General features: G+C 57.9%; 21 protein-coding genes and 1 pseudogene. 13 read left to right on the top strand and 9 right to left on the bottom strand.

The features are described 5' to 3' along the window. Nucleotides 1–99 precede the first annotated feature (99 nt). From ACWGS8_RS31110 to ACWGS8_RS31100, 3 genes are all read right to left on the bottom strand, one after another. Nucleotides 100–486 (bottom strand): hypothetical protein, encoded by a 387-nt coding sequence (locus tag ACWGS8_RS31110; RefSeq protein WP_454584529.1) that lies wholly within the window; start codon nt 484–486, stop codon nt 100–102. Next, entirely contained in the window at nt 483–1,139 is a 657-nt protein-coding gene (locus ACWGS8_RS31105; RefSeq protein WP_454584528.1) for a class I SAM-dependent methyltransferase, read from the bottom strand. The genes ACWGS8_RS31110 and ACWGS8_RS31105 overlap by 4 nt, the downstream gene beginning before the upstream one ends. 839 nt (nt 1,140–1,978) lie before the next feature. Then, nucleotides 1,979–2,161 carry a hypothetical protein gene (locus ACWGS8_RS31100; protein WP_454584527.1) on the bottom strand — a complete coding sequence of 61 codons (183 nt, stop codon included), beginning with the start codon at nt 2,159–2,161 and terminating at the stop codon, nt 1,979–1,981. A 651-nt stretch (nt 2,162–2,812) separates the two neighbouring features. On the opposite strand from ACWGS8_RS31100, the gene ACWGS8_RS31095 reads away from it, so the two are divergent. Then, a complete protein-coding gene (locus ACWGS8_RS31095) occupies nt 2,813–3,955 on the top strand; it encodes a TlpA disulfide reductase family protein (protein WP_454584526.1) in 1,143 nt (380 codons plus the stop codon). 891 nt (nt 3,956–4,846) lie between these two features. Further along, nucleotides 4,847–5,377: a transposase gene (locus tag ACWGS8_RS31090; RefSeq protein WP_454584525.1), complete on the top strand. Its 531-nt coding sequence runs from the start codon at nt 4,847–4,849 to the stop codon at nt 5,375–5,377. On the opposite strand, the gene ACWGS8_RS31085 is transcribed toward ACWGS8_RS31090, so the two are convergent. The 3 genes and pseudogenes from ACWGS8_RS31085 to scpB form a co-directional block, all read right to left on the bottom strand. Beyond that, on the bottom strand, nt 5,301–6,134 hold the full coding sequence (locus tag ACWGS8_RS31085; protein WP_454584524.1) for a class I SAM-dependent DNA methyltransferase: 834 nt from the start codon (nt 6,132–6,134) through the stop codon (nt 5,301–5,303). The two genes, ACWGS8_RS31090 and ACWGS8_RS31085, sit on opposite strands and share 77 nt — an antisense overlap. Nucleotides 6,135–6,296: 162 nt before the next feature. Continuing rightward, on the bottom strand, nt 6,297–6,731 hold the full coding sequence (locus ACWGS8_RS31080; RefSeq protein WP_454584523.1) for a pseudoazurin: 435 nt from the start codon (nt 6,729–6,731) through the stop codon (nt 6,297–6,299). 1,133 nt (nt 6,732–7,864) lie between these two features. Further along, a pseudogene (gene scpB, locus ACWGS8_RS31075) lies at nt 7,865–8,279 on the bottom strand (SMC-Scp complex subunit ScpB); the annotation flags it as partial. A 724-nt stretch (nt 8,280–9,003) separates the two neighbouring features. On the opposite strand from scpB, the gene ACWGS8_RS31070 reads away from it, so the two are divergent. After that, entirely contained in the window at nt 9,004–9,555 is a 552-nt protein-coding gene (locus tag ACWGS8_RS31070; protein WP_454584522.1) for a hypothetical protein, read from the top strand. A 74-nt stretch (nt 9,556–9,629) separates the two neighbouring features. Here the strand turns inward: ACWGS8_RS31070 and ACWGS8_RS31065 are convergent, their stop codons facing one another. The 3 genes from ACWGS8_RS31065 to ACWGS8_RS31055 form a co-directional block, all read right to left on the bottom strand. Continuing rightward, nucleotides 9,630–11,066, bottom strand: a complete 1,437-nt coding sequence (locus tag ACWGS8_RS31065; protein ID WP_454584521.1) for an amidase — start codon at nt 11,064–11,066, stop codon at nt 9,630–9,632. A gap of 233 nt (nt 11,067–11,299) precedes the next feature. After that, on the bottom strand, nt 11,300–12,136 hold the full coding sequence (locus ACWGS8_RS31060; protein ID WP_454584520.1) for a polysaccharide deacetylase family protein: 837 nt from the start codon (nt 12,134–12,136) through the stop codon (nt 11,300–11,302). A gap of 250 nt (nt 12,137–12,386) precedes the next feature. Beyond that, on the bottom strand, nt 12,387–12,785 hold the full coding sequence (locus ACWGS8_RS31055; protein WP_454584519.1) for a RidA family protein: 399 nt from the start codon (nt 12,783–12,785) through the stop codon (nt 12,387–12,389). Nucleotides 12,786–13,123: 338 nt separating this feature from the next. Between ACWGS8_RS31055 and ACWGS8_RS31050 the strand changes: the two genes are divergently transcribed. The 10 genes from ACWGS8_RS31050 to ACWGS8_RS31005 all read left to right on the top strand — a co-directional run bounded on the left by ACWGS8_RS31050 (nt 13,124) and on the right by ACWGS8_RS31005 (nt 24,334). Next, nucleotides 13,124–13,939 carry a citryl-CoA lyase gene (locus ACWGS8_RS31050; protein WP_454584518.1) on the top strand — a complete coding sequence of 272 codons (816 nt, stop codon included), beginning with the start codon at nt 13,124–13,126 and terminating at the stop codon, nt 13,937–13,939. Nucleotides 13,940–14,140: 201 nt separating this feature from the next. Then, a complete protein-coding gene (locus tag ACWGS8_RS31045) occupies nt 14,141–14,629 on the top strand; it encodes a MaoC/PaaZ C-terminal domain-containing protein (RefSeq protein ID WP_454584517.1) in 489 nt (162 codons plus the stop codon). Between the two features lie 108 nt (nt 14,630–14,737). Beyond that, nucleotides 14,738–15,505: an electron transfer flavoprotein subunit beta/FixA family protein gene (locus ACWGS8_RS31040; protein ID WP_454584516.1), complete on the top strand. Its 768-nt coding sequence runs from the start codon at nt 14,738–14,740 to the stop codon at nt 15,503–15,505. A gap of 9 nt (nt 15,506–15,514) precedes the next feature. Beyond that, nucleotides 15,515–16,477, top strand: a complete 963-nt coding sequence (locus ACWGS8_RS31035) for an electron transfer flavoprotein subunit alpha/FixB family protein (RefSeq protein ID WP_454584515.1) — start codon at nt 15,515–15,517, stop codon at nt 16,475–16,477. A gap of 651 nt (nt 16,478–17,128) precedes the next feature. Beyond that, on the top strand, nt 17,129–17,695 hold the full coding sequence (locus ACWGS8_RS31030; RefSeq protein WP_454584514.1) for a TetR/AcrR family transcriptional regulator: 567 nt from the start codon (nt 17,129–17,131) through the stop codon (nt 17,693–17,695). Nucleotides 17,696–18,508: 813 nt separating this feature from the next. Then, nucleotides 18,509–19,561, top strand: a complete 1,053-nt coding sequence (locus ACWGS8_RS31025; RefSeq protein WP_454584513.1) for a polyamine ABC transporter substrate-binding protein — start codon at nt 18,509–18,511, stop codon at nt 19,559–19,561. 227 nt (nt 19,562–19,788) lie between these two features. Next, the gene (locus tag ACWGS8_RS31020) at nt 19,789–20,655 is read left to right on the top strand and encodes an ABC transporter permease (RefSeq protein WP_454584512.1); all 867 of its coding nucleotides are present in this window, start codon (nt 19,789–19,791) and stop codon (nt 20,653–20,655) included. After that, entirely contained in the window at nt 20,648–21,430 is a 783-nt protein-coding gene (locus ACWGS8_RS31015; RefSeq protein WP_454584511.1) for an ABC transporter permease, read from the top strand. Before ACWGS8_RS31020 ends, ACWGS8_RS31015 begins: the two co-directional genes overlap by 8 nt. Further along, nucleotides 21,427–22,491 carry an ABC transporter ATP-binding protein gene (locus tag ACWGS8_RS31010; protein ID WP_454584510.1) on the top strand — a complete coding sequence of 355 codons (1,065 nt, stop codon included), beginning with the start codon at nt 21,427–21,429 and terminating at the stop codon, nt 22,489–22,491. The genes ACWGS8_RS31015 and ACWGS8_RS31010 overlap by 4 nt, the downstream gene beginning before the upstream one ends. Nucleotides 22,492–22,693: 202 nt before the next feature. Beyond that, nucleotides 22,694–24,334, top strand: a complete 1,641-nt coding sequence (locus ACWGS8_RS31005; protein WP_454584509.1) for a carboxylesterase/lipase family protein — start codon at nt 22,694–22,696, stop codon at nt 24,332–24,334. Nucleotides 24,335–24,395 lie beyond the last annotated feature (61 nt).

Raw genomic sequence — 24,395 nt, 5'->3', positions numbered from 1 at the left:
GTCCTTTCGATAGCGACAACGGAAGGGCTTCTAGAGATCGCACTCGATCAGGAGTCCGCCAACGCCATAATCAAGGCCATCGGCACTATTAAGTCCAAGCTAGACCCGAGCACGGCCCATTGGAGCCTGGTTTGGCCATATCTGCTTGTCGCCCAGCATCAGCCTGTAGCTCTCTTTCAAGCTGGGCATGATCGTCAAAGCCTCTTTGGCCGAATAGAAGGTCGCAATTGTTGTGACGTTGCCGTCTGCGACGCGCTCTAGGCGATAGGCTTCACGATACGGGCTGTCCTCGTCCACCAAACATTCCCCCAAGCGGGACCCATTAGCAAACGTCATGAAGCTTTCGTGGCCAGGCGCTCGGCCAACGACCACGGTCCTCGTCGTTGCCCCGTTTTCAGCCCCGAGCGCGCCGTGCTCGGCGTCGTCCATGATGGCGGCGAGCTGCAGGCGAAAGTCCGGGCCGACGGCCGCAACCACTTTACTCAATCGGCGGTAGCTTCGAAGAGGGCCACAACTCCCCTAAACTCGACTTTCACGTTGGAAAAGCGCTCGACGAGTGCGGTTTCAAGGTCTTCAACTGTATCCGCGGCGTTCGAGAAAATGCCCTTCCTGTTGTAAAGGTTCATGAGCGCCTGGGCAGGCCGCGAACGCGGCACGCTGCCCTGCAGGATCGTCGCCCCGAACACACGAGCGCCTGGTGCCAACAGCGGGCGCAGATGGTCAAAGGCGGCCGCCTTTTCCGGGATTGTCCCGGGGAGACAATGGAACAGATAGCAAAGCGCCGCCGACTTGAATTCCTCAATAGGGGGAAGCGGCGCAAGGATGTTGGCTTGAACGGTCTGAGGCGCGTACCTTCGGATGCGCTTGGCGGCAAGTCCAAGGCAGTCGGGATTGAGATCGAGAAGCGTGATGGCGGGATTGGAAACGGGCCATTTGGCTTTGTCGAGAAAGTAGCCGGTGCCAACCCCGACGTCGAGGTGACGGGCGGTGACGTTGCGGTCGTAAAGCTTGCGCAACTCCTGCGTCGGGCAACGCCACAGAAGATGGTTTGAGAAACCTAACACAACCCAGTCGTATGTGCGCAGCACCATCGGCGAATAGATCGCGTGACCTGCATCGATCTCCACCCGTGTAGCCATGCGCGCTCCAGTTCATCAGAAAGCTTCAATCATGCGCTCATCAAGACTTCATTACCGGACGTTTCCTCGACGGGGCTGGATTACGAGCTTGCCCATACCACCTGCCGCCGCGATGGCAGGTCAAATGAGCACTGTCGCCACCAGCCCACGGTAACATTGATCGGTGAGGCAATACGAGGGGTCAGTTCCCCGTGTCGATTCACAGCCCTCGGCCGAGGCCGGGGAGCGCAACTATGCCCTGCTCGAAGAGCCAGCCACGGCGGCGCGACTCAAACGAAACGGCCCCATCATTCAAACATTTATACCGCCGAGGATCGAAAGCGCTGCACGCTAGTTCAGATTTGCCGTTCACTCGCCCATTTGTCACGAATGGTGAGTGACCACTGCCAGAGGTTTCATTTGCGTATCGACCGAAGACCTTTCCTGACGAGCCGCTGTTGATAGTCATCTTTGATACACGTTGACTGTTCCAGGTACTCGAAGTCGCACTGATTGGAAAGGCTTCCGCCGAGACCAAGGTGTGAGAAGGAAAGCCGCTGCTACAAGGGCGCGTGTCATGGATCTTCTCCCTTTATTAGGGACGGGACGTTCGTTTTAACCGAAGTGAGATTGTTACCTGTCGACGTCAAACGGCTCCGTTAACGTGTAATGTCACAGCTGGAAGGGCAAGAGCCATGCCAGAGGCGCTGCAGTCGGTTCTTATTGAATTCCCTCACGTCTCACGGTGAGCGGGTAAACGTTAGTTTTGTCGAATTCCCTACAACTGGACAGATCAAACACCTCCGGGGCTTTGGCCTTGACGAAATGGTGTCGGGTCGGGCTTGGCGGCAGTTGCGGCCTCAGGGGGCCGAAGACGATGGTGTTGTCGCGACCGACGATGCGCTCTGCTCGACGCACAGGTTCTCAGCCAACTGGTCCGGCTCGGCGGCGACGAAGACGCTGTCGGCGATCTCGGGCGGCTTGGCGAAGCGGACATTATGGGCAGGCAGGTAAACGTCCGCGATGAAGCGTTTGGCGACCACGATCTCGCGAATGGCCAGCGCCAGCTCCCTTGGCAGTCGCTGCTGGAGTGTCGAGAACCATCCGTTCCGACCGGAGCCGCGCTTCGGGCGAATGGCGGGGATTCTCGATGTCAGACGGAAGGCGGCGATCAGATCGGCCGATTCGCAATCCGCTCAGGCGGCTGTCGGACGTCGCCGTCCTATCTCAGCAAATAGTTGATTTTGTTAAGCGAATCGTATCTTTGCGTGAGCAAGGCCCGGCGGTTTCAGGTATCTTGGCTCATGCCACTGAGTCCAAAGTCCCGCCACCGCCGGAGCCGACAATGCGCCAAGAACGCACCGTCCAAGCCAGCACACACACACACTATTCGATGTTTTCGCGGTACACGAGATAGGCCGCGAGCTGAAGGCAATGTCGCGCGCGACGATCAAGGCCGAAGCCAGATCGTCGCCGAGTGGCCCAGCTTGAGCGCGATCAGGCGACGGAGAACTCCGGAAGGCGCTGCCGCGTCTGACCGGCGCCGATCGAGATGGAATGGCGTTTGCTTCAAACTTAGGAGCGGCAACACTGCTGGGCCAGAAGACGAGTAATGTCTTTTAGTCCGTGCCTTCCGCTTCTGAGATAACAAGCCAAAAGTCGTGCAGCGTTTGGCAATAGCTTTGGAGAGCAACATGGTGCTTCGTATGGAGTCCCCGGCCGCTGCGATTAAGGTGGAGAGCTGGCTGCGTGGCGAGCCGCTTGCCGCCTTTCAGACCGGGAAAGTGTACATCGTCGAATTCTGGGCAACGTGGTGCGGCCCATGTGTGGCGGCGATGCCCCATCTGGCGAAGCTGCAGGAGAAATACAAAGATAGCGGACTTGAGGTCATCGGAGTCGCAGCTTCTGAAGACGCTCCTACCGCGGACGAGGCGCGAACCACGCTTGACGCCTGGTTGAACGAAAACTGCTCGTATCTGAACTATCGGATCGCGTTCGACTCCACAGGCGAAATGTATAAGCTTTGGATGCAAGCCAGTCTCTCACTTGGGATTCCGACCTCGTTTGTGGTCGACCGTGATGGCCATATCGCGTTTGTGGGTCATCCGATGCAACTCGAGAAAGTTTTGCCGAAAGTGATCGATGGCGCCTGGCGCACCAGCGAGCAAGCAAAAGCCGCCGATGCGAAGCGGGTTGCCACAAACGAAACCGAAGTGCGCGAAGAAGCCTTGAAGAGGCCAATCCTTGAGAAATTTTGGGCGGCGTGGAAGGCGCAGGATTGGAAGACGGCGCTCTCGGCCATCGAAGAAGGCGTCGCCTCGTTCCCGGACAACGTAAGTTTGCGCCTCTCTCATGCTCATTTGCTGCTTCACAAGATGCGCGACATGCGGGCTGGCTTGCCGGTCGTGCAGCTTTTGGTTCGCGACGCGGTCTCAAAAAACTCCCATGATTGGCTGGTTCCGGTCTTGGGACAACTTTTCGAGCTGGGGACGGACTATTCGCATATTCCGTCTGCCGAGCGCTTCGCGATGGGCAAGGAGTTGTCCGAACACATCTTGGCGCTACCCCTCCCACTAGGCGAAGATGTCCTGACATTCTTCCGTTGTCGGGTAGTCGCTCAGTACTTTTACGAGAGCGGCAACAAGGATCGCGCGATCGAGTTGGTCGAGCTTGCAATGAAGTCATTGGGCGATTCAGAGTTCAGCTCGAAGTTGCTCCAGACCCTGGCCAACTACAAGGGTGAGAAGGTTTGTTCAGGAGATCTCTGTGCGGTTCCACAAAAGGGTTTCCCGAATGTCAAAGCGCAGACGGCGGAAGACAAACCTAAAAAGGGATGACATGTCGGAAATGCTTTACCCAAGCGAAGACTGTTGGGCGAGCGCACGCCCTCGTGAGGCATGGCTGCAAAAGAGCGATTGAGGTCTGGGTTGATGCGCCATCGCGCCAGGATGAATGGGAATGCGGTGGCTGAGCCCGCCTCTGTGCGCAGCAGCAAAGGCCTCCGCCGGAAACGCGTGTGGACGTCGTCAATGATGGCCGGTCGGCGCTGTAGCGCGCCCAATCGAGCGTCTGGCCGTGCTCGACCATCCACGCTGCCGCGCTGACGCCGTCGGCGCGCCGACAGTCGCCGACGAAGCGGTGATAGCGATCCCAGGTCGCGAATGTGCATTGAACGGGTCTCGATGCGGCCAGGAAGCTATCCAGTGCTTCTACGGTCGCCGTCCGCAAGGATATTCGAAGCCCTTGGCGTCCTCGCCAAGCCCTTGGCGTCCTCGCAGTATTGCTCGCCCTCCGGGGCGTCGACACCGTTGAAACGGATCCTCTGCTCATGGACTTCGATCCTGTCGCCGTCGATGACGGGCGCGACGTCAGTGATCGGCTGCGGCTTCGGCCCAAAGTGCCTCGGATGTCGACGCCCTCCGAAGAAGCATCTGGGCTGAGACGCATGGCAACCCACAACAGCTCGTTGCTCTTGATACTCAGAGAAGTGGGAGGGGCAGCGCATTCCGCAAAGTAGCGAAGATAACGGCTTCGCTCTTCGGCAAACGGCACGTCATCATGTAGTGGCCCACATTTTGTCGTCTGATCCATAGCAAACCTCCATTGGAACAGGAAGCTGCCCAATCATTCAGTTATGTTGCGTTAAGAGCGCCAAGTCGCCCACGCGGCCCAAGCACGAACCGGGCTTCCACGACATAAATTTGGCCGCAACATGAGGCGGATTGCCGATGGGCAAAGTCCGCGTTGAGGATGCGCGCCGTGACGGAATCGCGACGCCGGTGACATGGGAGAGGTCATGCAGCTCGGCCGGCATCAAGGCGCAAACAGCCCGCTCCAACCCCGGGGCTCGAGAGTGCGGCCACACACCAGCCGAGCAGCAGCAACCCGCCCAGGTCGCGCGGACCAGTCTGGATTGCCGTCTGGACGGCATTGCTGCGAATAGACGACGAGGGGGCGGGCACTCTCGGCGAAGCTTCCCATTGGAGCATAAATGGACGCCCAGGTCGCCAACGAGCCCGACACCGGGCTTCTCGCCGTCGCCTTGGGCGGACCAGGGGGCTCGTCGGGGTCGCCGGCGCTGGTCAGTGGACTTCGAACGTCGGATTGTGGGGGAGACATCCGAGAACGGTACTTCGGTATCGTTGGTGGGCCGCCGTCACCATCTGAATACCAATATGCTGTTCATACCGGTTGTCCTTCCTTCAGACCTTGCCGCGCCACGCGGCGCTGCTGGCCGAGAGTCCGCGAGGTCGCCATAGCCGCTGCTCCGCTCGGCTTCTCGAGCACTCGCAATGCCCAGTAATGGGCGTGCTCATCCTCGATAAAACTGCCGCTGTTCAGACATTGCTGCGGCGTAAGGACGCCCGCCTTCTGCAGACGCAGCACCTCGTCTTCAAAGGACGCCCCCTCCGCATAGCTCTTTTCAGCGCTCACCACCACAAATCCGTTCGGGCGCGTGACGCGGGCCAACTCACGCAGTCTATGCGCTTGCACATGCCCGAGCGAGAACACGCCGCAGCACACGGTCATATCATAGCTCGCGCTAGAATAGCCCTTAAGCGGTCTGTTAAGGTCAATATCGCCTTTGACATTGCGGTAGATGCCGGTTTGCCTCGCCATTTCGGCCATCGTCTCGCAGAGATCAAAGCCGTCGATCAAGCGGAAGCCGAGATAATCCAATTCAACGCCAACTAAGCCTGTACCGCAGCCAGCGTCCAAAATTGTCACGGCAGCTCGCTCATGGCTGATATAGGCACCTTGCACGGCCCCCGCCAGCTCCGCCACGACGGAGGGCCCGCGGTAGTGTTCGCGCTCGACGTCCTGCTCGTAGGAACTGGCCCATTCACGGTAGTACTGGGCCAAACGATCAGCGTCGCCGTGGAGCGCCTGAGAAGCCTTGAACCGCTTTTGCGAGGGTTTTTGGTTTGCGTTCTGTTGATCGCCCGTGTTCATGTATTCCTCAGTATAGGGCCAGAATGCAATCTGGCCGCCTTCAGCAGTGACTTCGTGAGCCAAGAACCTGCTACCGTTTAACAAAGATACTTCGCCCCACACATGGATCAATTCGCGCGAGCTCTTCCTGGTGACGTAGGACCGATCCTCGGGCTTAGCCTTTCCGACCAGGAGGTGCGGATATTCAGGTCTCGGTTCGATCGCGCCATGGCGGACTGCATGAGGTCAGCCAGCGATCCCAGCGCGCGCGAAGATTTCGTCGAAGCGCTTCTTCGCCCGCGGCGGCGCATCGACGTTGCGGAAGGCGTCGCTCGTCGTGGCTTCGCCCACCTTGACGACCATCACCATGCCCATGCCGTAATGCGCGGAGCACTTGATGCCGTAGAAGCCAGGCTGGTCGAAGCGTGCCGTAATCTCTTCATTGATCTTGCCCTTGAACCCGGCATACCCCTCCGGAGCCATGCCTTCGATCGAGGCGGCGTTGTGGCTTTTATTGGTGGCTACGAAGTGGAGCTCGTCCCCGGGTTTGAGCTGGACATAGTCGGGTTCGAAAACCATCGTGCCGTGCTCGCCATGATTGAGCATCTTGACCTCGATCGTTTCCGCACAGGCGGCCGAGGACAACAAAAGCGAGAATGCGAGTATGGCGTTTCGGGTCATGGATTGGGCTCCGTGTTGGGTGGAAAGAAATGGTGGCGGGGCCGGGCAAACCGGACAGTGCAGATGCCGTCATGGTCCTGTTCGACACCATGCCTCAAACATGCGGCGATCCTTGCGATCGAACCCGGAGAGTGCCCCGAGCCCGGCACGCGCAAGATCAATGGCGAGGAAGAAGCGCATTGACAGAGGCGATTAAGGAACTTCCTGGAAGATGATTGCGGTCGACCGCGGGACCGTCTGGATCCGGCTCGCGCCAGCGGATATAATGTTTCAAGCACAGCAAATAGCGGGTACCGCACGGCGATCGGTTCATTGTGTCTCCCTGTTGACTGTTCCAGCTGCTCGAACCCGAACTAACGTTTGAAGAGGCTTGGGCTGAGGCCAAAGCCGTGAGGAGGAAAGCTGCTGCTGCAAGGACGCGTGTCATGGATACTCTCGTCTATAGGGATGGGACTGTCGGTTCACCTGAACTGAGATGGGTCCCTGTGGAGACCGAACGCTTTATTGGGGTGTAATGTCACAGCTGTAAAAGCAAGGGCCATGCCAGAGGCGCAGCAGTCGCTTCTTATTGAATTGCCTAACTTCTCGCGGTGAGCGGGTAACGTTAGTTTTGTCGAATTCCCTACAAAATGGACGGATCGAATATCTCGGGGCATAGGCAGTGCCCGTCATCAGCGGGAACGAGGCAAAGGTCCCTTTTGCTTCGAGAGCCGACAATATTCGCCATCCATGATCGTTCCGGAACGGGCGAAATGACACCCTTAGCTGTCCCTGCTTAGAACCCTAAATGCGCCCGCTGGGGAAGACGATGTCGGTCGCGGGCGGCGGAATGTTCGTCCGGACTGTGACCGCCGTGGTCATGCTCGGTCTAGGGTCATGATCTAACCTGTCTCCAAACATTCTGCTCCGGCACCGTGTGCGGGGAAGGACCGATGAGGCAGTGAGAATCTTGCAACGTTTTTTGTCCTGAGTGGCAGGGCATCCTTCAATCATTTCGGAGGATTGCGACGTTCAAAGGCCGCCAGTTCCAGCAATCTGTGAGCCTGCTTTCCGGGCGGCTGGCCTATAATGTAGTAGGCGCAGATGCGGGACAGACGCTGCGAGTCCTTGTTCCGTCAGACTGTTCGTCATCGCGATCGGAAATCCGGCAGGTCGCGCAACGTGGCGAGGCCGAACTCAAGCAGGAATTGTCCGGTCGTGAGATAGGTGTAGGGCGCGACCGGTGTCGGACTGCGCGGCTCGGAGGCGATCATTCCGAAGCTGCGCAGGTTGCCGATGAGATCACCCGAAACTTCTTGCCGAAAAATGACGACAGTTCGGCGTGGGTGATTCGCTGAAACTAAGCGATGCACATCAGCACCAGCACTACTGCCCGCGGCAGGTCCACGGCCTTCTCACTGCTGCCGACAGCGGCGCCAATGGCGCAGCCATAGACCGAGTGAGATGCTTCCAACCGGCGACGGCGACCAGGTCGTAGGGGCGACCGCGCAGTTCCTCGCGGATATCTGCAGCTTTTCCCACGATATGTGCTAATCGAACGTTCGAAATCCGCCTAGAGAATGAGCTCCGCCAGCCCCTGCTTCTTGACTCGCTCAGCCGCTTAGCGCCGGCTCCCACTTCTGCACTGTCATTCCGACAGTCGAACAGCGAAGGGCCGCGCCAAAGTCGCCAGCTCCGAAAACACGCGCAACGCCTACGCCAAGGACTGGCGGCACTTTACCTCTTGGTGCCGACACCAGGGTCTCGAGCCTCTCCCCGGATCCCAAGATCATCCGGCACTACATCAGCGCGTTCGCCGCCGGCGAGCCGAGGCAATAGGAGGGGTCAAATCCTCTGCCAAACGTTCCGTTCGAGCACACCTATGAGATGGGCATTCCGGGTTGCGGCACTGGACCAGCATCACGTTGGCAGCCGCCGCGCTGACAACGGACCGAAGCATGAACCCGGGGACGACCTCAATAGGAAGGCCGCGAAACAGCGGTCGCTCGATGACGGGTTCGACGGTACCCAAAAAGAAAGCGACCCTAGGAGGGCCGCCAGCCAATGTGGCCCAGCTGCGAGCATTTTTTCCCGCACCAGACGCTTGACGTCAGGCTGTCGTCAAGAAGGTCTCCTAATCAGTTTCTGCCGCCACTGTGCTGTTGCCCAATCCAACCCGCCTTTGTGCGGCGCGCCCTGCTCGCGTACCTCCTCCCCGAGGGCAGGGCGTCATTCAAGAGATGGCCGAAAAGGCAGCTCCGACAAAGGAATGTAGAAAAGTGGCTTACCGAGAATGATTGCGTCGCCGCTTGGCGACCTGATGTTTGCAGCTGGGGCGCTTGGAGAGTTTGACGACTTTTCAAGGGACTACCGGATCCTGTCGAGCGACCGGAGTTTGGCTGCCGGCTGCAATGACCCGGCGTTGCAGATGTGCATTTGGTTGGCGGCGGGTTTGGTCTCGTTCGTTATGGCGGTGTGGGTCAGCGCGACCACTGCGAGCGGGCAGGAGACCAGCTTTGTCGACATCCATCAGGGTTCAGAGCTCACCGAAGCCGCGCGCCGCCTAGGCCAGGGTGGTTATGAGCTGTCGGACGGCACCTGGGTGTCTTTCGATAAGTGGTTTCATAGCAGCTGGATTGACATGCCATTTGAAATGTTGACGCAGTTGTCGGACGATTTCGGTCTGCTGTGGGGCGCGAGCACGGGTCAGCGAGCCGAAAAGCTCCGCATCGACCAAGCGTGGAACTCGGCTTTGTCGTGCAAAAGCGACCGACACCGTCCACCACGCTTTCTCTCACCGTTAGATCTTGGGCGGGAACCTGACGGAACAACCCGCCACGGCTGACTATGGCGCGATCGGCGGCATCCAAGCGGTGAAATGCCGCCTTGCGCAAGCGGTTCTACAGCCTCTTCGAGCCCTCACCCTGCCGTTGGAGGACGCCGGTCGAACCAAGGTGCTGCTTCCTCCAATCGTGCCGATAGGCGCAGCAGGTCTGCTTCATGGCCAAAACGCGAAATCAGCTGGATGCCGACGGGCAGCCCCTCGATGGACCAATGCAGCGGCAGGCTCGCCGCCGGCTGACCCGATGCGTTTATGATCGCCAGGAAGGTTGCGTAGTGGCTCACTTTGGTGCGGAAGCTGCGGAAATCGTCCTGGGTGGAAATGGTTCCGAGTTTGATCGGGGGTTGAGTCAGCGTTGGCGTGAGAACAAAATCATAGTCGAGCATATACGTTTCCAGTTGGCGGCCGACCGTGTGAAACCGTGCGATGGCCAGCACGTACGCCTCTGCACTAAGGGTCTTGCCGAGGTGATAGGCATCAAGGATGGCCGGCTCCAGTAACGACTGCCAACCGCTATGGGCACCGTTGCGGATCTTTCCGTTCACCGTCACCGTGACGTTGGCTGCCATAACCTCGATCTGGGCATTGACGAATTTGGAGAACTGGAGCGGCGGGAGCGGTGCCTGGACGACTTCATGGCCCATTGCAGTCAGCAGATCTTCCGCTTTTTGCAAGGCGGCGAGGCATTCCGGATGGATCGGGATATCTTCGAACCCAACAGCCCACTTTGCAATTCGCAATGGCCTGTCAAACGCCTTATCTAGCTGCTCGAGGTAAGAGGACGGTGTTGCGGGGGCGGCGTAAGGGGCGCCCAATTCCACACCCGCGACGCCATCAAGGGCAGCGGCTGTGTCGCGAACGGTCCGGGAAAGGACGCCATCGGAAGCCAGGCCGCCCCACCCTTCACCCCTTGCGGGACCCGCGGGAACCAGGCCTCGCGACGGCTTCAGCCCGTAGATGCCACAGCAAGAGGCTGGGATGCGGATTGACCCTCCGCCGTCGCTGCCATGCGCGATCGGCACGATGCCTGCAGCCACGGCAGCGGCCGCACCGCCACTGGAGCCACCACTTGAGTGATCCTGGTTCCACGGGTTGCGGGTTGGCCCCCCATTCTGGGCGGCTTCCGTCGTCGGAGCCATGCTGAATTCTGGAACGCACGTCCGCCCGAAGGGGATAAAGCCATCGGCCAAAAAACGCGTGGTGATTGTCGCGTCAAACGCCGTGGTGAGGCCGGCAAACAACCGCGATCCCATCGAACCTGGCAATTGGGTATAGGCAAGCCCTGAGTCCTTGAGGAGAAATGGCAGCGCACCAAACCCGCCCTTGAGTTCGGCTGCCCTGGCCGCTTTGCTCCCCAGTTCAAAATTCGTGTAGCAGAGCGCGTTGAGGCGCGGATTGAGGTCCTCGGCGCGCCTGATCGCGCAATCCATGATCTCGAGCGGGCTTACGTTCTTGCGACGAAGATGGTCGGCCAACTCGAGGCCGTCCAACTTTTCGTAATCGGTCGTATTCATGCCAGTTCCCCGGGCTATTCGCGTTCTACTTTTGCTATCCGGCACCTCTGCCGAGAGCTTCTTGTCGAGCTTTCCCGTCATGCCCTTTGGCAGCTCGGCATCAAGGCTTCATAGACCGAGTTGAAAGGAGCGTTGGTATCAGCGTCATTGTGTCCAATATCCTTCCTAAGCCAGGCGCGCGATTGACGGGGATGGCGCCTGCCTATGGCAACAGTCGAGCCATGCGAATGAGGTCACGATCGTGGCAGCAGCAGCTCGGCGCGACGCCCGGCCTCGTCAGCGGCGGTCCGAAAAACCACCCCCGGGGTAGCCCGCATGTGATCGATCAGCTGCGACAGCATTTGCATGCGTGGTCCACGACCGATCACTTGCGGATGCATCGTAAGGGTGAAGACGCCATCACCAAGCGAATGACAGAAGTCGAACTCCTCTCTCCAGAGTTCGTAGACCTCTTTGGGCGTCCGCAATCCGAGGTACATTGGCTTGCTGAGGAACACGAAATGTGGAAAGTCGTCCAGCTCCCAGGCAACAGGCAATTCGATCACTTCGGACGGGATGCCGGGGTCGTAGCTGTCTTCGTCCGCAACGTAGCCCTTTCGGGCCAGATATGGGCGATAATCATCAGCCATCATGCTTGAGTCGTAGACAAGGCCACGCTCCTCGAACAGTTCGATCGAATTGGCCGAGAGGTCCCAAGCTGGCGAACGATAGCCCTTCGGCAGAAACTCGGGCCCCAGCACCGACTGAAGTTTGGCAATAGCCCGGTCCAACAGATCCGCTTCTTGTTGGCGGGTCAGTCCGACCGGCGTTTCATGACAGTAGCCGTGAAGCGCGATTTCATGACCTTCATCACGGATACGGAGGGTTTGTGATTTGTAGGCGGCTGCGGTGTGAGAGGGAACAAAGAAGGTCGCCTTGACTTTTTGGGATGCCAGCAAGTCAAGAATGCGAGGCAGCCCGACCAATGCCCCGAATTCACCTCTTGAGAGAGCCGTGGCGGTCGTCTGTCGCATCGTGCTGATCCAGAGCGAGACCGCATCGAAATCGAACGTAAGGCAAACCGTGGTCATCGTATTGTCCCGTACAAAATCTGCTAAAGCACGCTCAAAAAGGAAGCGGATCCGACAAACCGCGCCATCGCCACCGCCGGCGTTGCCGGGGGGCGCCAAGACATACGCAATGGCACTTGTACCATTGCGTATGCCCTATATTCTAGCTCGTATGCTACTGCATTGTCGTGAGAATGCAAGCTAAGCGCTTTTGATTCCTCCGATCGACAGGGCGCCGGCCAACAGCGGCACGCATTTTCACGTCGATTGCCTATCTGGCCACGTCCGGAACGACAGCCAGGACTTCGATCTCTGCGTAAAGCCGAGAATCGTAAAGTCCCGCCTGCACCATCACGCTCGCCGGTGGGCAGTCCGCATTGTAATATCGGCTGCGAACCTCCTTGATGGTCTTTAGAAGCTCAGGCCCAAATTCGACTACGAAGCAGGTTGTCCTGGCAACGTGTTCGAAGCCAAGACCGGCTTCGGCCAACGTTCGTTTGAGGTTTTCAAATAGGGCCACGATCTGGTCTTCCATCGAGGTGATAATCGGTTCACCCGAGGCATCGGTCCCAACATGCCCACCAGACACGAAAATCCCGTTCCCCTTGAGGATGATGCCTTGGGAAAGGCCGGGGCAATTGGTTCCAGGCGCATTGACGGCAGAAAGCATTGTTTTCTCCATGTTCCGTTGGCAAAGGCTGTGCCACTTAACGACCGCACCCATACCGACAACGCCCTTTTACATACTGATTCGTATGAACGCCAGAGGATTTGGCCCCGCCTCGCCTGGCGAGTTCCGGGCTCGGTAAAAGCGCGACTGCCAAAATGTACTATTGAGTATGTTTTGCCGATTGGATAGTATGACATTGGCGGCGGGCGTCATCCGCTTGGAATATCGAATCGTCGAATGCGCGAAGGGTCACGCCCCAACGTTGCGAATTTGCGACGGCCCGGCAGGCCCGCCCGTCCGGCAGGCTTGCAGAAACCGTAGTCCACTATGAGGAAAGCATGACAAAAGGAACGCCATCCTACTGGGTCACTTCCGTAAGCGAAATCGCCAAGGATAGCATTTTCATCCGCGGCTACCCCATGCAGGACGTGGTTGGAAAACTGCCCTTCTCTGCGATCGCCTACCTGATTATCCGCGGCAAACTGCCGACGCCGGGCGAAGCCCATTTGATGGATCTGATACTCTCCTCCATCCTTGACTTCGGCCTTCAAAAGTCCGGCACCGTAGCCGCGCGCGCTGTGGTGTCCGTCAACCCTCAAATGACCGCAGGCCTTGGTGCCGCAGTCCTGGCGGCCGGCGAACATGCGCTTTCACCCGAAGACACCGGCCGTTTCATTGCCACAACTTACGCAGCGTGGAAGCAAGGCGGCGAAACAATGGAAGTCGCAGCCACAAGGCTGGTCGAAGAACTACTTGCTGCAAAGCGACGGGTCCCCGGCTTCGGACACCAGATCTTCCGATATGTCGACCCACGCGCTGAGAAGCTGAAGAAAATTGCGCAGGAACAGGGCGTTTGGGGGGAGGCGAATGAGTGGTATGCGGCCGTCCATGTGGCTTTTCAAACTGCAACAAACAAACCTGACCTCGTCATGAATGAAGTCGGAATGCTCGCAGGTGTTATGGTCCAGATGGGTTTTTCACCCGCGGAAATGTGCGGACTGTCCATTCTGTCCACCCTGCCAGGTCTCATTGCACACATTTCGGAAGAGATGCAGTCCGGGGTGAGAAACCGAATCGTACCGGATACGCATGTCGAGTACGCGCAGCAACGTCGGGACCTCACCAGCGATCTCAAGGCCTCAGGTTGGGATTGATCGGCCGTGGCTCGCTCGGGCCCAGCGACACTTGCACGGCAGTGCACGCCAGGTCAGCTTGACATTACGAACTAGCTAGTAGAAAATGCATTCTTGTCGGTATAAAATGACACCGAGCCGCCTGTAAACTGCTCGGCGATTGTTTGAAGGAGGGCTTCAAACGATGTCGTGCGTGCCAGCTGGATTTGCAAGGAGAAATTGATGCACGCAAAGGTTGACGTTGGCACTCTTGGGGTTGGGCCCAACGCCCTATTCTTCGACGACTTTCAGGTTGGGCAGGAGTGGCTGACGCCGCGCCGTACGATTACGGAAACGGACGTGGTAATGTTCGCTGCTATGACCGGCGACCACAATCCCATACACACTGACGAAATCTACGCGAAGTCAACACCGTTCGGCGAGCGTATCCTGCATGGACCCGCCGTCTTCGCCATCGTTACCGGGCTCGAGTTCCGGCTGGGCCTAAAGGAAGGCACTGCCATTGCCTTCCTTGGTATGACTTGGGATCTCAAGGCACCGGTTAAAATCGGTGACACCATTCATGTCTACCAGCGCGTGGACGGCGTGCGTCGCGCCTCCAATCCAGCGCGCGGAATTGTAAACTTCTGGCTCGAAGTGCGAAACCAGAAAGGAGATATTTGCCAGGAGGGCGTGTGGAAGGTCATGTTCCACGCTCGCCCACAGGCATAGCGCCCCGATCGCGCGGGCGGCTTATAAGCCCGGCAAATCCTGAATGACCTCGTGCTGGAGCAATAAGGCTCCCGCCCTTCCGGCGATAGAAGTGAGAGCGATCGGAAAATGGAAATCTTCGTCCTCATCAAGAAAGTGCCTGATCCGAATTTGCCGGAACAGTTCGTGACGGTCTCGGAGGCGCAGGATGAAATCGTTCTTCATCAGGCATCCCAGTACTCCGTCAATCTCTACGATCTGAACGCTGTGGAATGCGCTATCAGCTTGAAGGAAGCGCACGGCGGCTCGGTCACGGTTCTGACGGCTGACGATGCATCGGCGGATCAGTATTTGAGGCGCGCCCTATCGATGGGCGCCGACCGTGCCATTCGCGTAGAACTGGCTGCAGGCGACAGGCGTGACCCTTTCAAGACGGCCCGGGCGATCGTTGGCGCAATCCAACGCCAGGCGGCTCCTTCGCTCATCATCGCTGGCCGTCAAGCCTCAGATACGGATGCGGGTTATGTGCCCTTCCTTGTCGCTCACGGGCTGCGGATCCCGGCGCTGTCGCCAATTGTTGCCATTAGAGCCGTGGCGGCCAATAGCATGGTCGTTGGCAAGCTCTGCGACGCCAGCATCGACGACTACGAGATTGCGCTTCCAGCTTTGCTGGTTGTCTCAAATGAAATGAATAAGCCGAGGACGCCGTCACTCAAAGGCGTGATGACAGCCAAGAAGGCGTCGATAGAACTGTCGAGCTCCCCCAACGATGACGTCAACGCAGTGCGGCCAAAATATGCGCTCAAAAAGGGCCAGCGTGCCGCACAAACCACTCAGTTCATCAATGGCAGCGATGAAGAGAAGGCGGCGGCCCTTCTGGCTGCGCTCGGCAAATGAGGCAATGGTATGAAAACGGCACTTTTAGTCCTTCATAACACGCCCGAGACAAGGGCATCGGAATTCGCTACGCTTGCCTCTCTCGCGGAAACCCTTCGTCGCACTGGCTTTGTTGCCACGCTCCTGGTCGTTGTGGGGCCAGATGGAAAAGGCGTTCGCGTTCCACATGCGGCATCCTTCGAAACGATTACCGCAACACGAGCTGAAGCCGACATCGGCGATGGCGCCGATTATCTGCTGCGACTTGTCGAAGAGACCTGTGCCGCGAATGACGTGGCGTTGATTGTCGCTTTCGGCAATATGGCCAACCGCAATTGGGCTCCTCAGATTGCCGCCTCCCTCGGTGCCGAGTATTTGACCGCCTGCGAGACTATCCACGTTGTCAACGAGGAGGTCACCGTGGCTGGCCCGGTGATGGGCGGCCTTCTGCAAAAGACGATCGCTCTTGGAGATCGAAAGGCTGTGCTTCTGTACGCCGGCGACCCCTTGAGCGCAGGCTCTGATCCCGCGGGATGTGAGGTGTTGTCAACGGTCACCGGCCTCGACAGAAAAGGTGTCCGGTTCGTTCGAGCGGAACCTCTCCCGGACAGCGGCGGGATACCGCTGCGCGGAGCAGGCAAGATCGTGTCAGGCGGCCTGGGAATAGGTTCGGGTGACAAATGGCGGCTCATCGAAGATTTTGCAGCCAAGGTCGAAGCAGCTGTTGGTGCAAGCCGTGCCGCTGTTGAAATGGGCTGGGTACCTTCGTCGAGACAGGTCGGATTCAGCGGTCAAAAGGTCAGTCCAGATGTCTATGTCGCCGTTGGCATTTCGGGCGCCGTGCATCACCTTGCCGGCATTGGCGGTGCCAAAAAGGTCGTTGCCATCAACAAGGATCCCGAAGCCAATATATTCAAGATCGCTGACATTGCGATCGTCGGCGACTACGAGCAGGTGCTCGCCGCGGCGATGCGCAAGCTCGAGACCGCCTAAACCGGGGCCCAGGCTGCCGGGCCGCCGCTCGCGGCGAACAAGCCAGTGGGGGCGCTACGCACAAATTGGCAGGCGCCGTCCGGGACTCGAGCCTTTCCAGTCCCAGCGGAGATGCACCTTCCTCGAAAAGGTGCCGGCGTTCTGGACATTACGCGGGACCAGATGATCATTGTCCACAAGTTTGATTGCCCGGAAGGACCTGTTGGTGGCCGCTGGCGCCAAGCATGATTTCGAATGGCGCCGGCGATCGGCCTGGCCGTGGCCGCGCTCACACTCCACGGTGAGACCTCGACCCAGTAGAACCGCTGACCTTGGACCGATTCACCGGCGTTTCGCCTGATTGGCCGGGGGACAAAGAAGTGGAACGCCGGGATCCTATGATACCCAATCGAGGGGGCGGCGCCTCCTTTTTGAGTTCCCAGCAGTGCTGCGGACAAGGAGGGACTGAACAGAAGATCCTGACACGAGTAGGCAAAGTCGCCTTTTGGCGCCGCAATGAGCAGGTGGCGAGGTTTGGCCGCGCTTGTGTTTCGTTTTTTTATACCGTAAAGAACGAAAAAATACTCAGAAAGGCTCACAATGGCCGTTGCATCGCAGAAAGACTCTGGGAAGCCTAGCATTAGGGGCAAAATCAAGCGGCAGAAGACCGCGATGATCCAGGAGGAAATCCTGGACGCGGCCTCACGTCTGATCGCGGAGCGCGGCTTCCGCGCCGTGACCGTGGACGACATCAGCGCCGAGATGGGTTTCACAAAGTCCATCGTCTACTACTACATGAAGAACAAAAACGAGATTCTTTGGCGCATTTTCGAGAGAATTGACGAGACGTACGCTAGCGGCCTTGATGAAGCGCTGAAATCCGGTGGATCACCAACTCAAGTGCTTGCCGCCGTAGTAAGACAGCATATGCTGAACGTGATGTCTCACCATGAGTGGAGTACTATTTATAATCGCGATGAGAACGAATTGACCGACGAACAGCGCAACATCGTGATGTCGAATAGACGTAAGTATAGTAAGCGGATTCAGGATTTGTATGCTAAGGGCGTAGCTGATGGCTCGCTTCGAGACACTCCGCCTTTAATTGCCGTTTGCTGCCTAATTGGCGCGTGCAACTGGTCATACACTTGGTTTAAGCCAACGTTCAAATACACCACTGAAGAGGTAACCAGCAGCTTTGCTGAACTTCTAATCAAGGGTGTCGCTCTGCAGGGCTAAATCAGGCCAGCCGGCATTGAATAAACATCCTGCCGCAGGCCAGCCTTGCTCGACGAGCGTCGTTGCCACCTGAGCCTGCGCCGTCTGCCGGTCCGGGCGGCGTGGGATCTTTAGGAGCTGCAGCGCCGCAGCCTTGTCCTTCGCCCATATAGGTAGCCGAGGGTGACCAGCCGCCACGGATCCTGGCAAATGCCGAGCTTCGTCGGAAACAAGGTCACGAAACGTCTTGACGCGGCCGAGGCAACCCCGGCCATCAGCCTCACATCGCTGCTTGCGTGGCGGGATCGATGTCCCCTGCCCCAAGCTCGGTGTTGCTTGCCAGGCGGCAGCCTTTGTTGAGCAAGCTCGGCTCGATATGGCTCAAGTGATTAGTGTCTTTGAGGTCGCTGACAAGCGATCCAGGGTGTCGGCTGGCAATAGCCTGCGGATGAATGGCGTTCGCTCCTGCGTTCCACACCAGCGATCCCCGCCCCCTGCCGCCGCGACAACCCTGAGCCTCATGGAACTAGCGACATGGATTGCGTCAACACCGATAAGGGCCAGCTCGTCCCAAGTTTGGTGACATAGAACCAAGCGGCGCGGCATGTGCGTTGTTCTCACCCGGGGGTTTTGGTCGCAGCTCAAAAGTCCGCGCTGGAGCGGCTATTGACCTTTTCGTGGTTTCGGTATTATTCTGCACCCATGCGTCCATAAAACAATCTAATCGGTATAAAACGGCCTGAGGCCATCAGACGCTGGGGAAGAAGTGTGCGATCGGTTGGAGCGGTTCTGCCGACGTTCTGCAATGCCCGTGTCGGGTAGGGAGAAAATCAGATGTTTAAGTTCCTGAGACAGGCCGCGCCGCTCGCGACGGCCTTGCTTTTGATGGGTTCAGCTGTTCACGCGCAGGCCGAAGACCTTACCTTCGTGACATTCAGTGGCTACTATCCGCCGGATCTCTTCGCTGAATTCGAGAAAGCGACCGGCATTCACGTCAACCTGGTCGAGGTCGCCACAAACGAAGAGACCATGGGCAAAATGATGGCCGGCGGCGGTGCTGGCTTTGACGTGATGATCGTGTCAGCCCCGTTCGTCACTGCCTTGCAGAAGCTGGACATGTTGGCCGAGATTGATCAAAAGAATGTCCCGAACAGGTCCAATCTGTATCCGGAGGCTTTTAAGCTCAGCTATGATCCAGGCTTAAAATACTCGGTTCCCTATGCTTGGGGAACGTTTGGGCTCTGTTATCGTGACGATCTCCTGAAGGTCAAGCCAACCAGTTGGTGGGACATTCTGAAGCCTTCTGACGAGATCAAGGGCAAATATACCTTGGTTCCGGATGAGCGCTGGTTCATGGAATCGGCGCTGCTGGCCAATGGTCTTTCGATCAATGACGTGTCGGAAAAGGCTCTGGAAACGATCAGGCCTAACCTGATCGCCGCCAAAAAGGACGTGCTCGCCTTCGACAACTTTACCATGGGAAGCAGGCTCGTCTCTGGCGAAGCCGTGATGTCTGCAACCTGGGACGGATGGTGCTCCATGGCCATGCGCGACAACGCCAGCATCAAATACGTGGTTCCAAAGGAAGGTACCGACACTTGGGTTGACGCATTTGTCGTTCCGAAAAAAACTGCACACAAGGAAGCTGCCGAGAAGTTCATCAACTTCGTGCTGGATGCCAAACATCATGGCTGGTTGGTCAGTCAGTTGCTCTACAATGTCCCCAACAAGGCGGCCATGGACGCGGCGGATCCGGAACTCGCCAAGAAGTATTCCCCGCTGAGAATCCCGGCCAAGGACCTTCTCAAGAATGAGATCCTTAGCGACCCCGGGGAAGATGCGCCGCGTATCTCGAAGTTTGTCACCGAGATCATGTCGCAGCCTTAGGCTGCCCCCTCGGCCTACTAAATGCCGGTCAGGACTCTGACCGGCATTGCCGGCTAATTCATTGTAGGATGAGGCCAAGCGAATTTGCCAAGGATGGTTCGCGCTTGTCCGATTGCACTCACGGGGAACTGCCGTGAGGGGATGCTGGGCGCATTGAATGCCCTGTGGACGACCTGAATTCGCCGCTTGGTGGCTACGCAAACTAACTCGATCTGGGATGCTGTACGATGAACAGGAAGGTAGTAGGCTCAGTTCTTCTTCTGGCACCGGCCTTGGTCTGGTGGCTGGCTTTCCTGATTGTCCCTTGTGGCCTGGTCCTTGCTTATACTTTCATGGATCGCGGCACCTACGGCGGCATAGAGCTGGACTTTACGTTTCACAACCTGATCCGGGCTTTTGATGGGCTGTATCTCGAGATCTTCCTGAGGTCAGCAAGGATTGCAGTCGAGGCAGCAGCCGTCTCGTTGATTGTCGGCTATCCGGCCGCCTATGCCATTTCGCGCGTAACGCCAAGATGGCAAATGCCTCTGCTATTTGTTGTTATCTTGCCCTTCTGGAGCAACTATCTTATTCGCACCTACGCTTGGATTGTTTTGCTAAACCGCGCAGGTCTGGTGAACCAGACCCTGATATCGGCAGGAATTATCCAGGAGCCACTCAGCCTGCTATACAACGAAACCGCTGTCGTGGTCGGGCTGGTCTACAGCTATCTGCCGTTCGTGATCCTCACAGTCTATGCGTCCATTCAACGCCTCAATCCCGAATTCTCGGAAGCGAGCGCGGACCTCGGCGCGTCGGCATGGAAAACGTTCATTCGGGTGACGTTGCCTCTGACGGCGCCCGGAATAGCTGCCGGCGGCGTTTTCGTGTTCGTTCTGTCGATTGGCAACTTCATCACTCCGCAACTGCTGGGCGGTGGCCGAACCAAAATGGTCGGAAATCTAATACAAGATCAGTTCACAGCGGCTCGAGACTGGCCATTCGGCTCAGCATTGGCCCTCGTTCTCATCGTCATAATGGTTGGCCTTTTGGCGTTCCAGAGCGCGGTCCAACAACGGGTTCGCAATGTAGAGAGGGAGGAAGAGAGTGCGTAACGCCACCCGGCTTCTGTTCGTCCATCTGGGATCAACGCTGCTTTTTCTCTATGGCCCTATCGTCGTCCTCGTCGTCCTGAGCTTCAACGCATCAGGTCTGCCAACCGCTTGGGGCGGGTTCTCGTTCAAGTGGTATGCGAAATTGGTGAACGATCCGGCCATCATAGGGCCGCTCGTCAACACCTTGATCGTAGGCTCGGCCACCGCTCTCTTGGCGACGGTGATTGGAACCATGCTCGCACTAGGTGTTGAGCGAATGCGGTCATCGCCCGTGGTCGACGGCTTGCTCCTGACGCCAATGGTGATCCCTGACATCGTTCTGGCCATTGCGCTGTTGAGTTTTTTCGTGATCGTTCATATGAGCCTGGGCCTGCATTCCATCATCATTGCGCATGTGGTGTTCAGCATAGCTTTTGTGACCGCCGTGGTCAGGGCACGACTTGACGGTTTCGACCATTCGTTGGTGGAAGCGTCTATCGACCTGGGGGCAAACCGCTGGACAACTTTCCGGCGGATAACGCTGCCAATTATTGCGCCTGGTGTGGTTGCAGGAGCCTTGCTTTCGTTCACGTTGTCCTTCGACGAATATGTGATCGCCTCTTTCACCGCAGGGCAAACTGGCTCATCTGAAACGCTGCCCATGCACATCTACGGGATGCTGCGGTTCGGAATTAAGCCCGACATCAATGCCCTGGCTGCGCTCACGCTTGCGGTAAGCTTTCTTCTGGTTTTCGCTGCCCAGCGATTCAACAAGGGGGTCTTTGAAGACCTATGACTGTTCCTAACGTTATTCAACTCAAGAACATTGTCCTGAAATACGGCAATTACACTGCAGTCGACGACGTTTCGGTCGACTTCAGGGAAGGCGAATTCTTTGCGCTTCTGGGGCCGTCCGGATGCGGAAAGACCTCTCTGCTGCGAATGGTGGCGGGGTTCGTTCAGCCGTCCAGCGGCGAAATATTGCTTGACGGCAAGGACCTCGTAAGTATGCCGCCGCGTCGGCGCCCGGTTAATATGATGTTTCAGTCTTATGCGCTCTTTCCTCACATGAGCGTTGAGGGCAACGTGCGCTATGGCCTCGAGATGGCCAAATTGCCAGAGGTCGAGATCCGAAAACGCGTCGCCGACATCCTGGAGACCACTCATCTCACCCCCATGGCACGCAGACGGCCAAATCAACTCTCTGGTGGCCAGCGCCAGAGGGTGGCGCTGGCGCGATCCCTCGTCATGAGGCCGCGGGTCCTGTTGTTGGACGAGCCGCTCGGAGCCCTGGACAAGAAACTGCGTGAGGCCATGCAACTCGAGCTCAAGCGCCTCCAACACGAAATGGGAATCACGTTTGTCGTGGTTACCCACGACCAAGAGGAAGCTCTTGTGATGGCGGACCGGGTTGCACTCATGCGAGCCGGCCGCATTGAACAAGTCGGGTCTTCGGCCGAGCTCTACGAACATCCGGCATCACGCTTCGTGGCAGATTTCATCGGCAAGACCAACTTCTTACAGGGAAAGGCTGCCGGCAAGACGGTCGTCGTCGAGGGCTTTGGCCAATTAACTGGCGATGTGGAGGCGACAGGTCCTGTCACCTATTCGATCCGGCCCGAGCGGATCCGACTGTCGAAATCCAGGCTCCCGGGCTACGAGAACAGCTTTCAAGGGACCATTGAAGAGATCCACTATCAAGGCCAAAATCAGAACGTCATGGTTCGATTGGCAGGGCAGCCCGATCTGACCGCTGTGACGGTCACAGCAAATGATCCCGAGGCTACGAAGATCGAGACGGCCGCAACGGTATGGCTGGCCTGGAATGCCAGCGACGCCCGTGTCCTGACTCGCTGAACAGGCTTTCTCATGGCGGACGGTGCACGCTGGAAAAAGCGGAATGTCCAGCAAAGGCACGGTCTTTCTCCATCGTCCGAACTTAACCGAAGTCCCCTGAGACCCGAGAGAGCTGAAGGAAGGCCCCTTCACCACTCATCCGTAACGACCTGCCGGCTGGCATGGTGACCGACAAGCGGCCGACCCGGAAGAGGATGAAAGAATGGCAGCGCACACCGTCGAACCACGACGTATCAGTCCGGATCCACGCTCAATCGCCGATCATGCGAACGGATTGACCGGACCCGTGGTGGAGACGACTGAAGGCAAACTGCGAGGCAGCGCGACCGGTGGATTATACATCTTCAAAGGGGTCCATTACGGCGAGAGCACCGCGGGCAATCACCGTTTCCGGCCACCGAGGCAAGTCCTACCCTGGAGCGGAGTTCGGGAAGCGACGTCGCTTGGCGATCCCTGCTTCCAGAACAATCCGGATTGGGAGCACTGGAAAGAGGCACGCAACGGAAGCGAAGACTGCTTGGTGTTGAATGTCTGGGCACCACTCGAAGGCAGAAAAAGGCCGGTCATGGTCTTCTTTCACGGCGGGGCATATTTCTATGGCTCTGGCGGCGCACCAATGTACGACGGAGGGCGGCTGGCCGAGAAAGGCGATGTGGTTGTGGTGACCGTCAACCATCGCTTGCACATGCTGGGTTTCATGCATCTCGCCGACCATTCAGAGCAATTCAAAGGCTGTTCAAATGTGGGGCTGCTCGACCTGGTCGAGGCCTTGCGCTGGATAAGGCGCAATATTGCGGCGTTTGGTGGAGATCCTCAGAATGTCACGATCTTTGGAGAATCCGGCGGCGGCGGAAAGGTCAGCTGCATGATGGCAATGCCGGCGGCGGCTGGTCTTTTCCAAAAGGCGATCGTGCAAAGCGGCTCGCAGCTCCATGTGCGCTCGCGCGAAGATGCCACGGCGGACACCGTGGCAGCGCTGAGGTCGCTGGGTATTGGCCGAGAGAACCTATCGGCGTTGCAATCCGTGCCGTTGCAAACGCTATGGGACACATACATGAAAGTCGCGGAAAACACCTTGAGCGGAGGTTTTTCGAAAATGCCTTTCTCGCCTGTCATCGATCCAGACGTTTTGCCTTTCCAACCCGGCTCCTCGCAAGCCATCGAGCTTTCGAAGGACGTCGCGATGATTGTCGGCGCCAACGACGCGGAGGGGATTTTCTATCTGCTGCTCCAAAATCAGCTGAACGAGCCCGAAGACGAAGCCGCCGCACTTGCCAAATTGCAGGCAGTTTTCCCACGCGTGCCGGAGGCCAAGAGGCCGTTGATTGCCGATCTGCTGCAGCTTTACCGCCAGAAGGCGCCAGCGAAGGATCTTTTCAACCTCACGGTCATTATCTCAAGCGAACTTTGGATGGGACGCGATGCTACGCAGCAGGCGGAAGATCGCATCAAAGCCGGATGTGCACCCGTTTACCTCTATCGCTTCGGATGGGAGGAACCTTTTATGGGGGGTTATTGGGCGATCCACGGCGCGGAACTGCCCTTTATCTTCGACAAGCTCGAAGTCAACAATGTGTGGGGGAATGAAGATACCCTTGCCGGCCGGCAGCTGCGCGATCCGCAAGGAAAGCGATACACCGTCCGGGATGGGGTGACGGACGCCTGGTCGAGCTTCGCGCATACCGGGACGCCGATCTCAACGACGCTGCCTGACTGGAAGCCCTACTCGCTTGAGACCCGTTCGATGATGCGGTTGGATGCTGATTGCGAAATCGTGAGCGATCCGTTTGGTCCAGCAATTCGGAAAATTCTTGCATCTCTAGATGCCGGAATAGGTGCCTGATTTTTCCAGACTGAGGCTGCGGGGCGCAATCTAGCCCGCGCAGTTGATACTTTTGCCAGCC

The organism is Mesorhizobium sp. 43Arga (assembly GCF_053714255.1).
The sequence above is the reverse complement of the archived record's forward strand: the minus strand, read 5'-3'. Positions and strand labels throughout refer to the sequence as shown.

Coding starts and splice junctions, on each gene's coding strand:
- ACWGS8_RS31045 (WP_454584517.1), top strand. CDS start 14,141: ATGCACGCAAAGGTTGACGTTGGCACTCTTGGGGTTGGGCCCAACGCC.
- ACWGS8_RS31065 (WP_454584521.1), bottom strand. CDS start 11,066: ATGAATACGACCGATTACGAAAAGTTGGACGGCCTCGAGTTGGCCGAC.
- ACWGS8_RS31025 (WP_454584513.1), top strand. CDS start 18,509: ATGTTTAAGTTCCTGAGACAGGCCGCGCCGCTCGCGACGGCCTTGCTT.
- ACWGS8_RS31060 (WP_454584520.1), bottom strand. CDS start 12,136: ATGACCACGGTTTGCCTTACGTTCGATTTCGATGCGGTCTCGCTCTGG.
- ACWGS8_RS31090 (WP_454584525.1), top strand. CDS start 4,847: ATGGGCAAAGTCCGCGTTGAGGATGCGCGCCGTGACGGAATCGCGACG.
- ACWGS8_RS31105 (WP_454584528.1), bottom strand. CDS start 1,139: ATGGCTACACGGGTGGAGATCGATGCAGGTCACGCGATCTATTCGCCG.
- ACWGS8_RS31040 (WP_454584516.1), top strand. CDS start 14,738: ATGGAAATCTTCGTCCTCATCAAGAAAGTGCCTGATCCGAATTTGCCG.
- ACWGS8_RS31070 (WP_454584522.1), top strand. CDS start 9,004: ATGATTGCGTCGCCGCTTGGCGACCTGATGTTTGCAGCTGGGGCGCTT.
- ACWGS8_RS31080 (WP_454584523.1), bottom strand. CDS start 6,731: ATGACCCGAAACGCCATACTCGCATTCTCGCTTTTGTTGTCCTCGGCC.
- ACWGS8_RS31050 (WP_454584518.1), top strand. CDS start 13,124: ATGACAAAAGGAACGCCATCCTACTGGGTCACTTCCGTAAGCGAAATC.
- ACWGS8_RS31020 (WP_454584512.1), top strand. CDS start 19,789: ATGAACAGGAAGGTAGTAGGCTCAGTTCTTCTTCTGGCACCGGCCTTG.
- ACWGS8_RS31005 (WP_454584509.1), top strand. CDS start 22,694: ATGGCAGCGCACACCGTCGAACCACGACGTATCAGTCCGGATCCACGC.
- ACWGS8_RS31030 (WP_454584514.1), top strand. CDS start 17,129: ATGATCCAGGAGGAAATCCTGGACGCGGCCTCACGTCTGATCGCGGAG.
- ACWGS8_RS31095 (WP_454584526.1), top strand. CDS start 2,813: ATGGTGCTTCGTATGGAGTCCCCGGCCGCTGCGATTAAGGTGGAGAGC.
- ACWGS8_RS31010 (WP_454584510.1), top strand. CDS start 21,427: ATGACTGTTCCTAACGTTATTCAACTCAAGAACATTGTCCTGAAATAC.
- ACWGS8_RS31055 (WP_454584519.1), bottom strand. CDS start 12,785: ATGCTTTCTGCCGTCAATGCGCCTGGAACCAATTGCCCCGGCCTTTCC.
- ACWGS8_RS31035 (WP_454584515.1), top strand. CDS start 15,515: ATGAAAACGGCACTTTTAGTCCTTCATAACACGCCCGAGACAAGGGCA.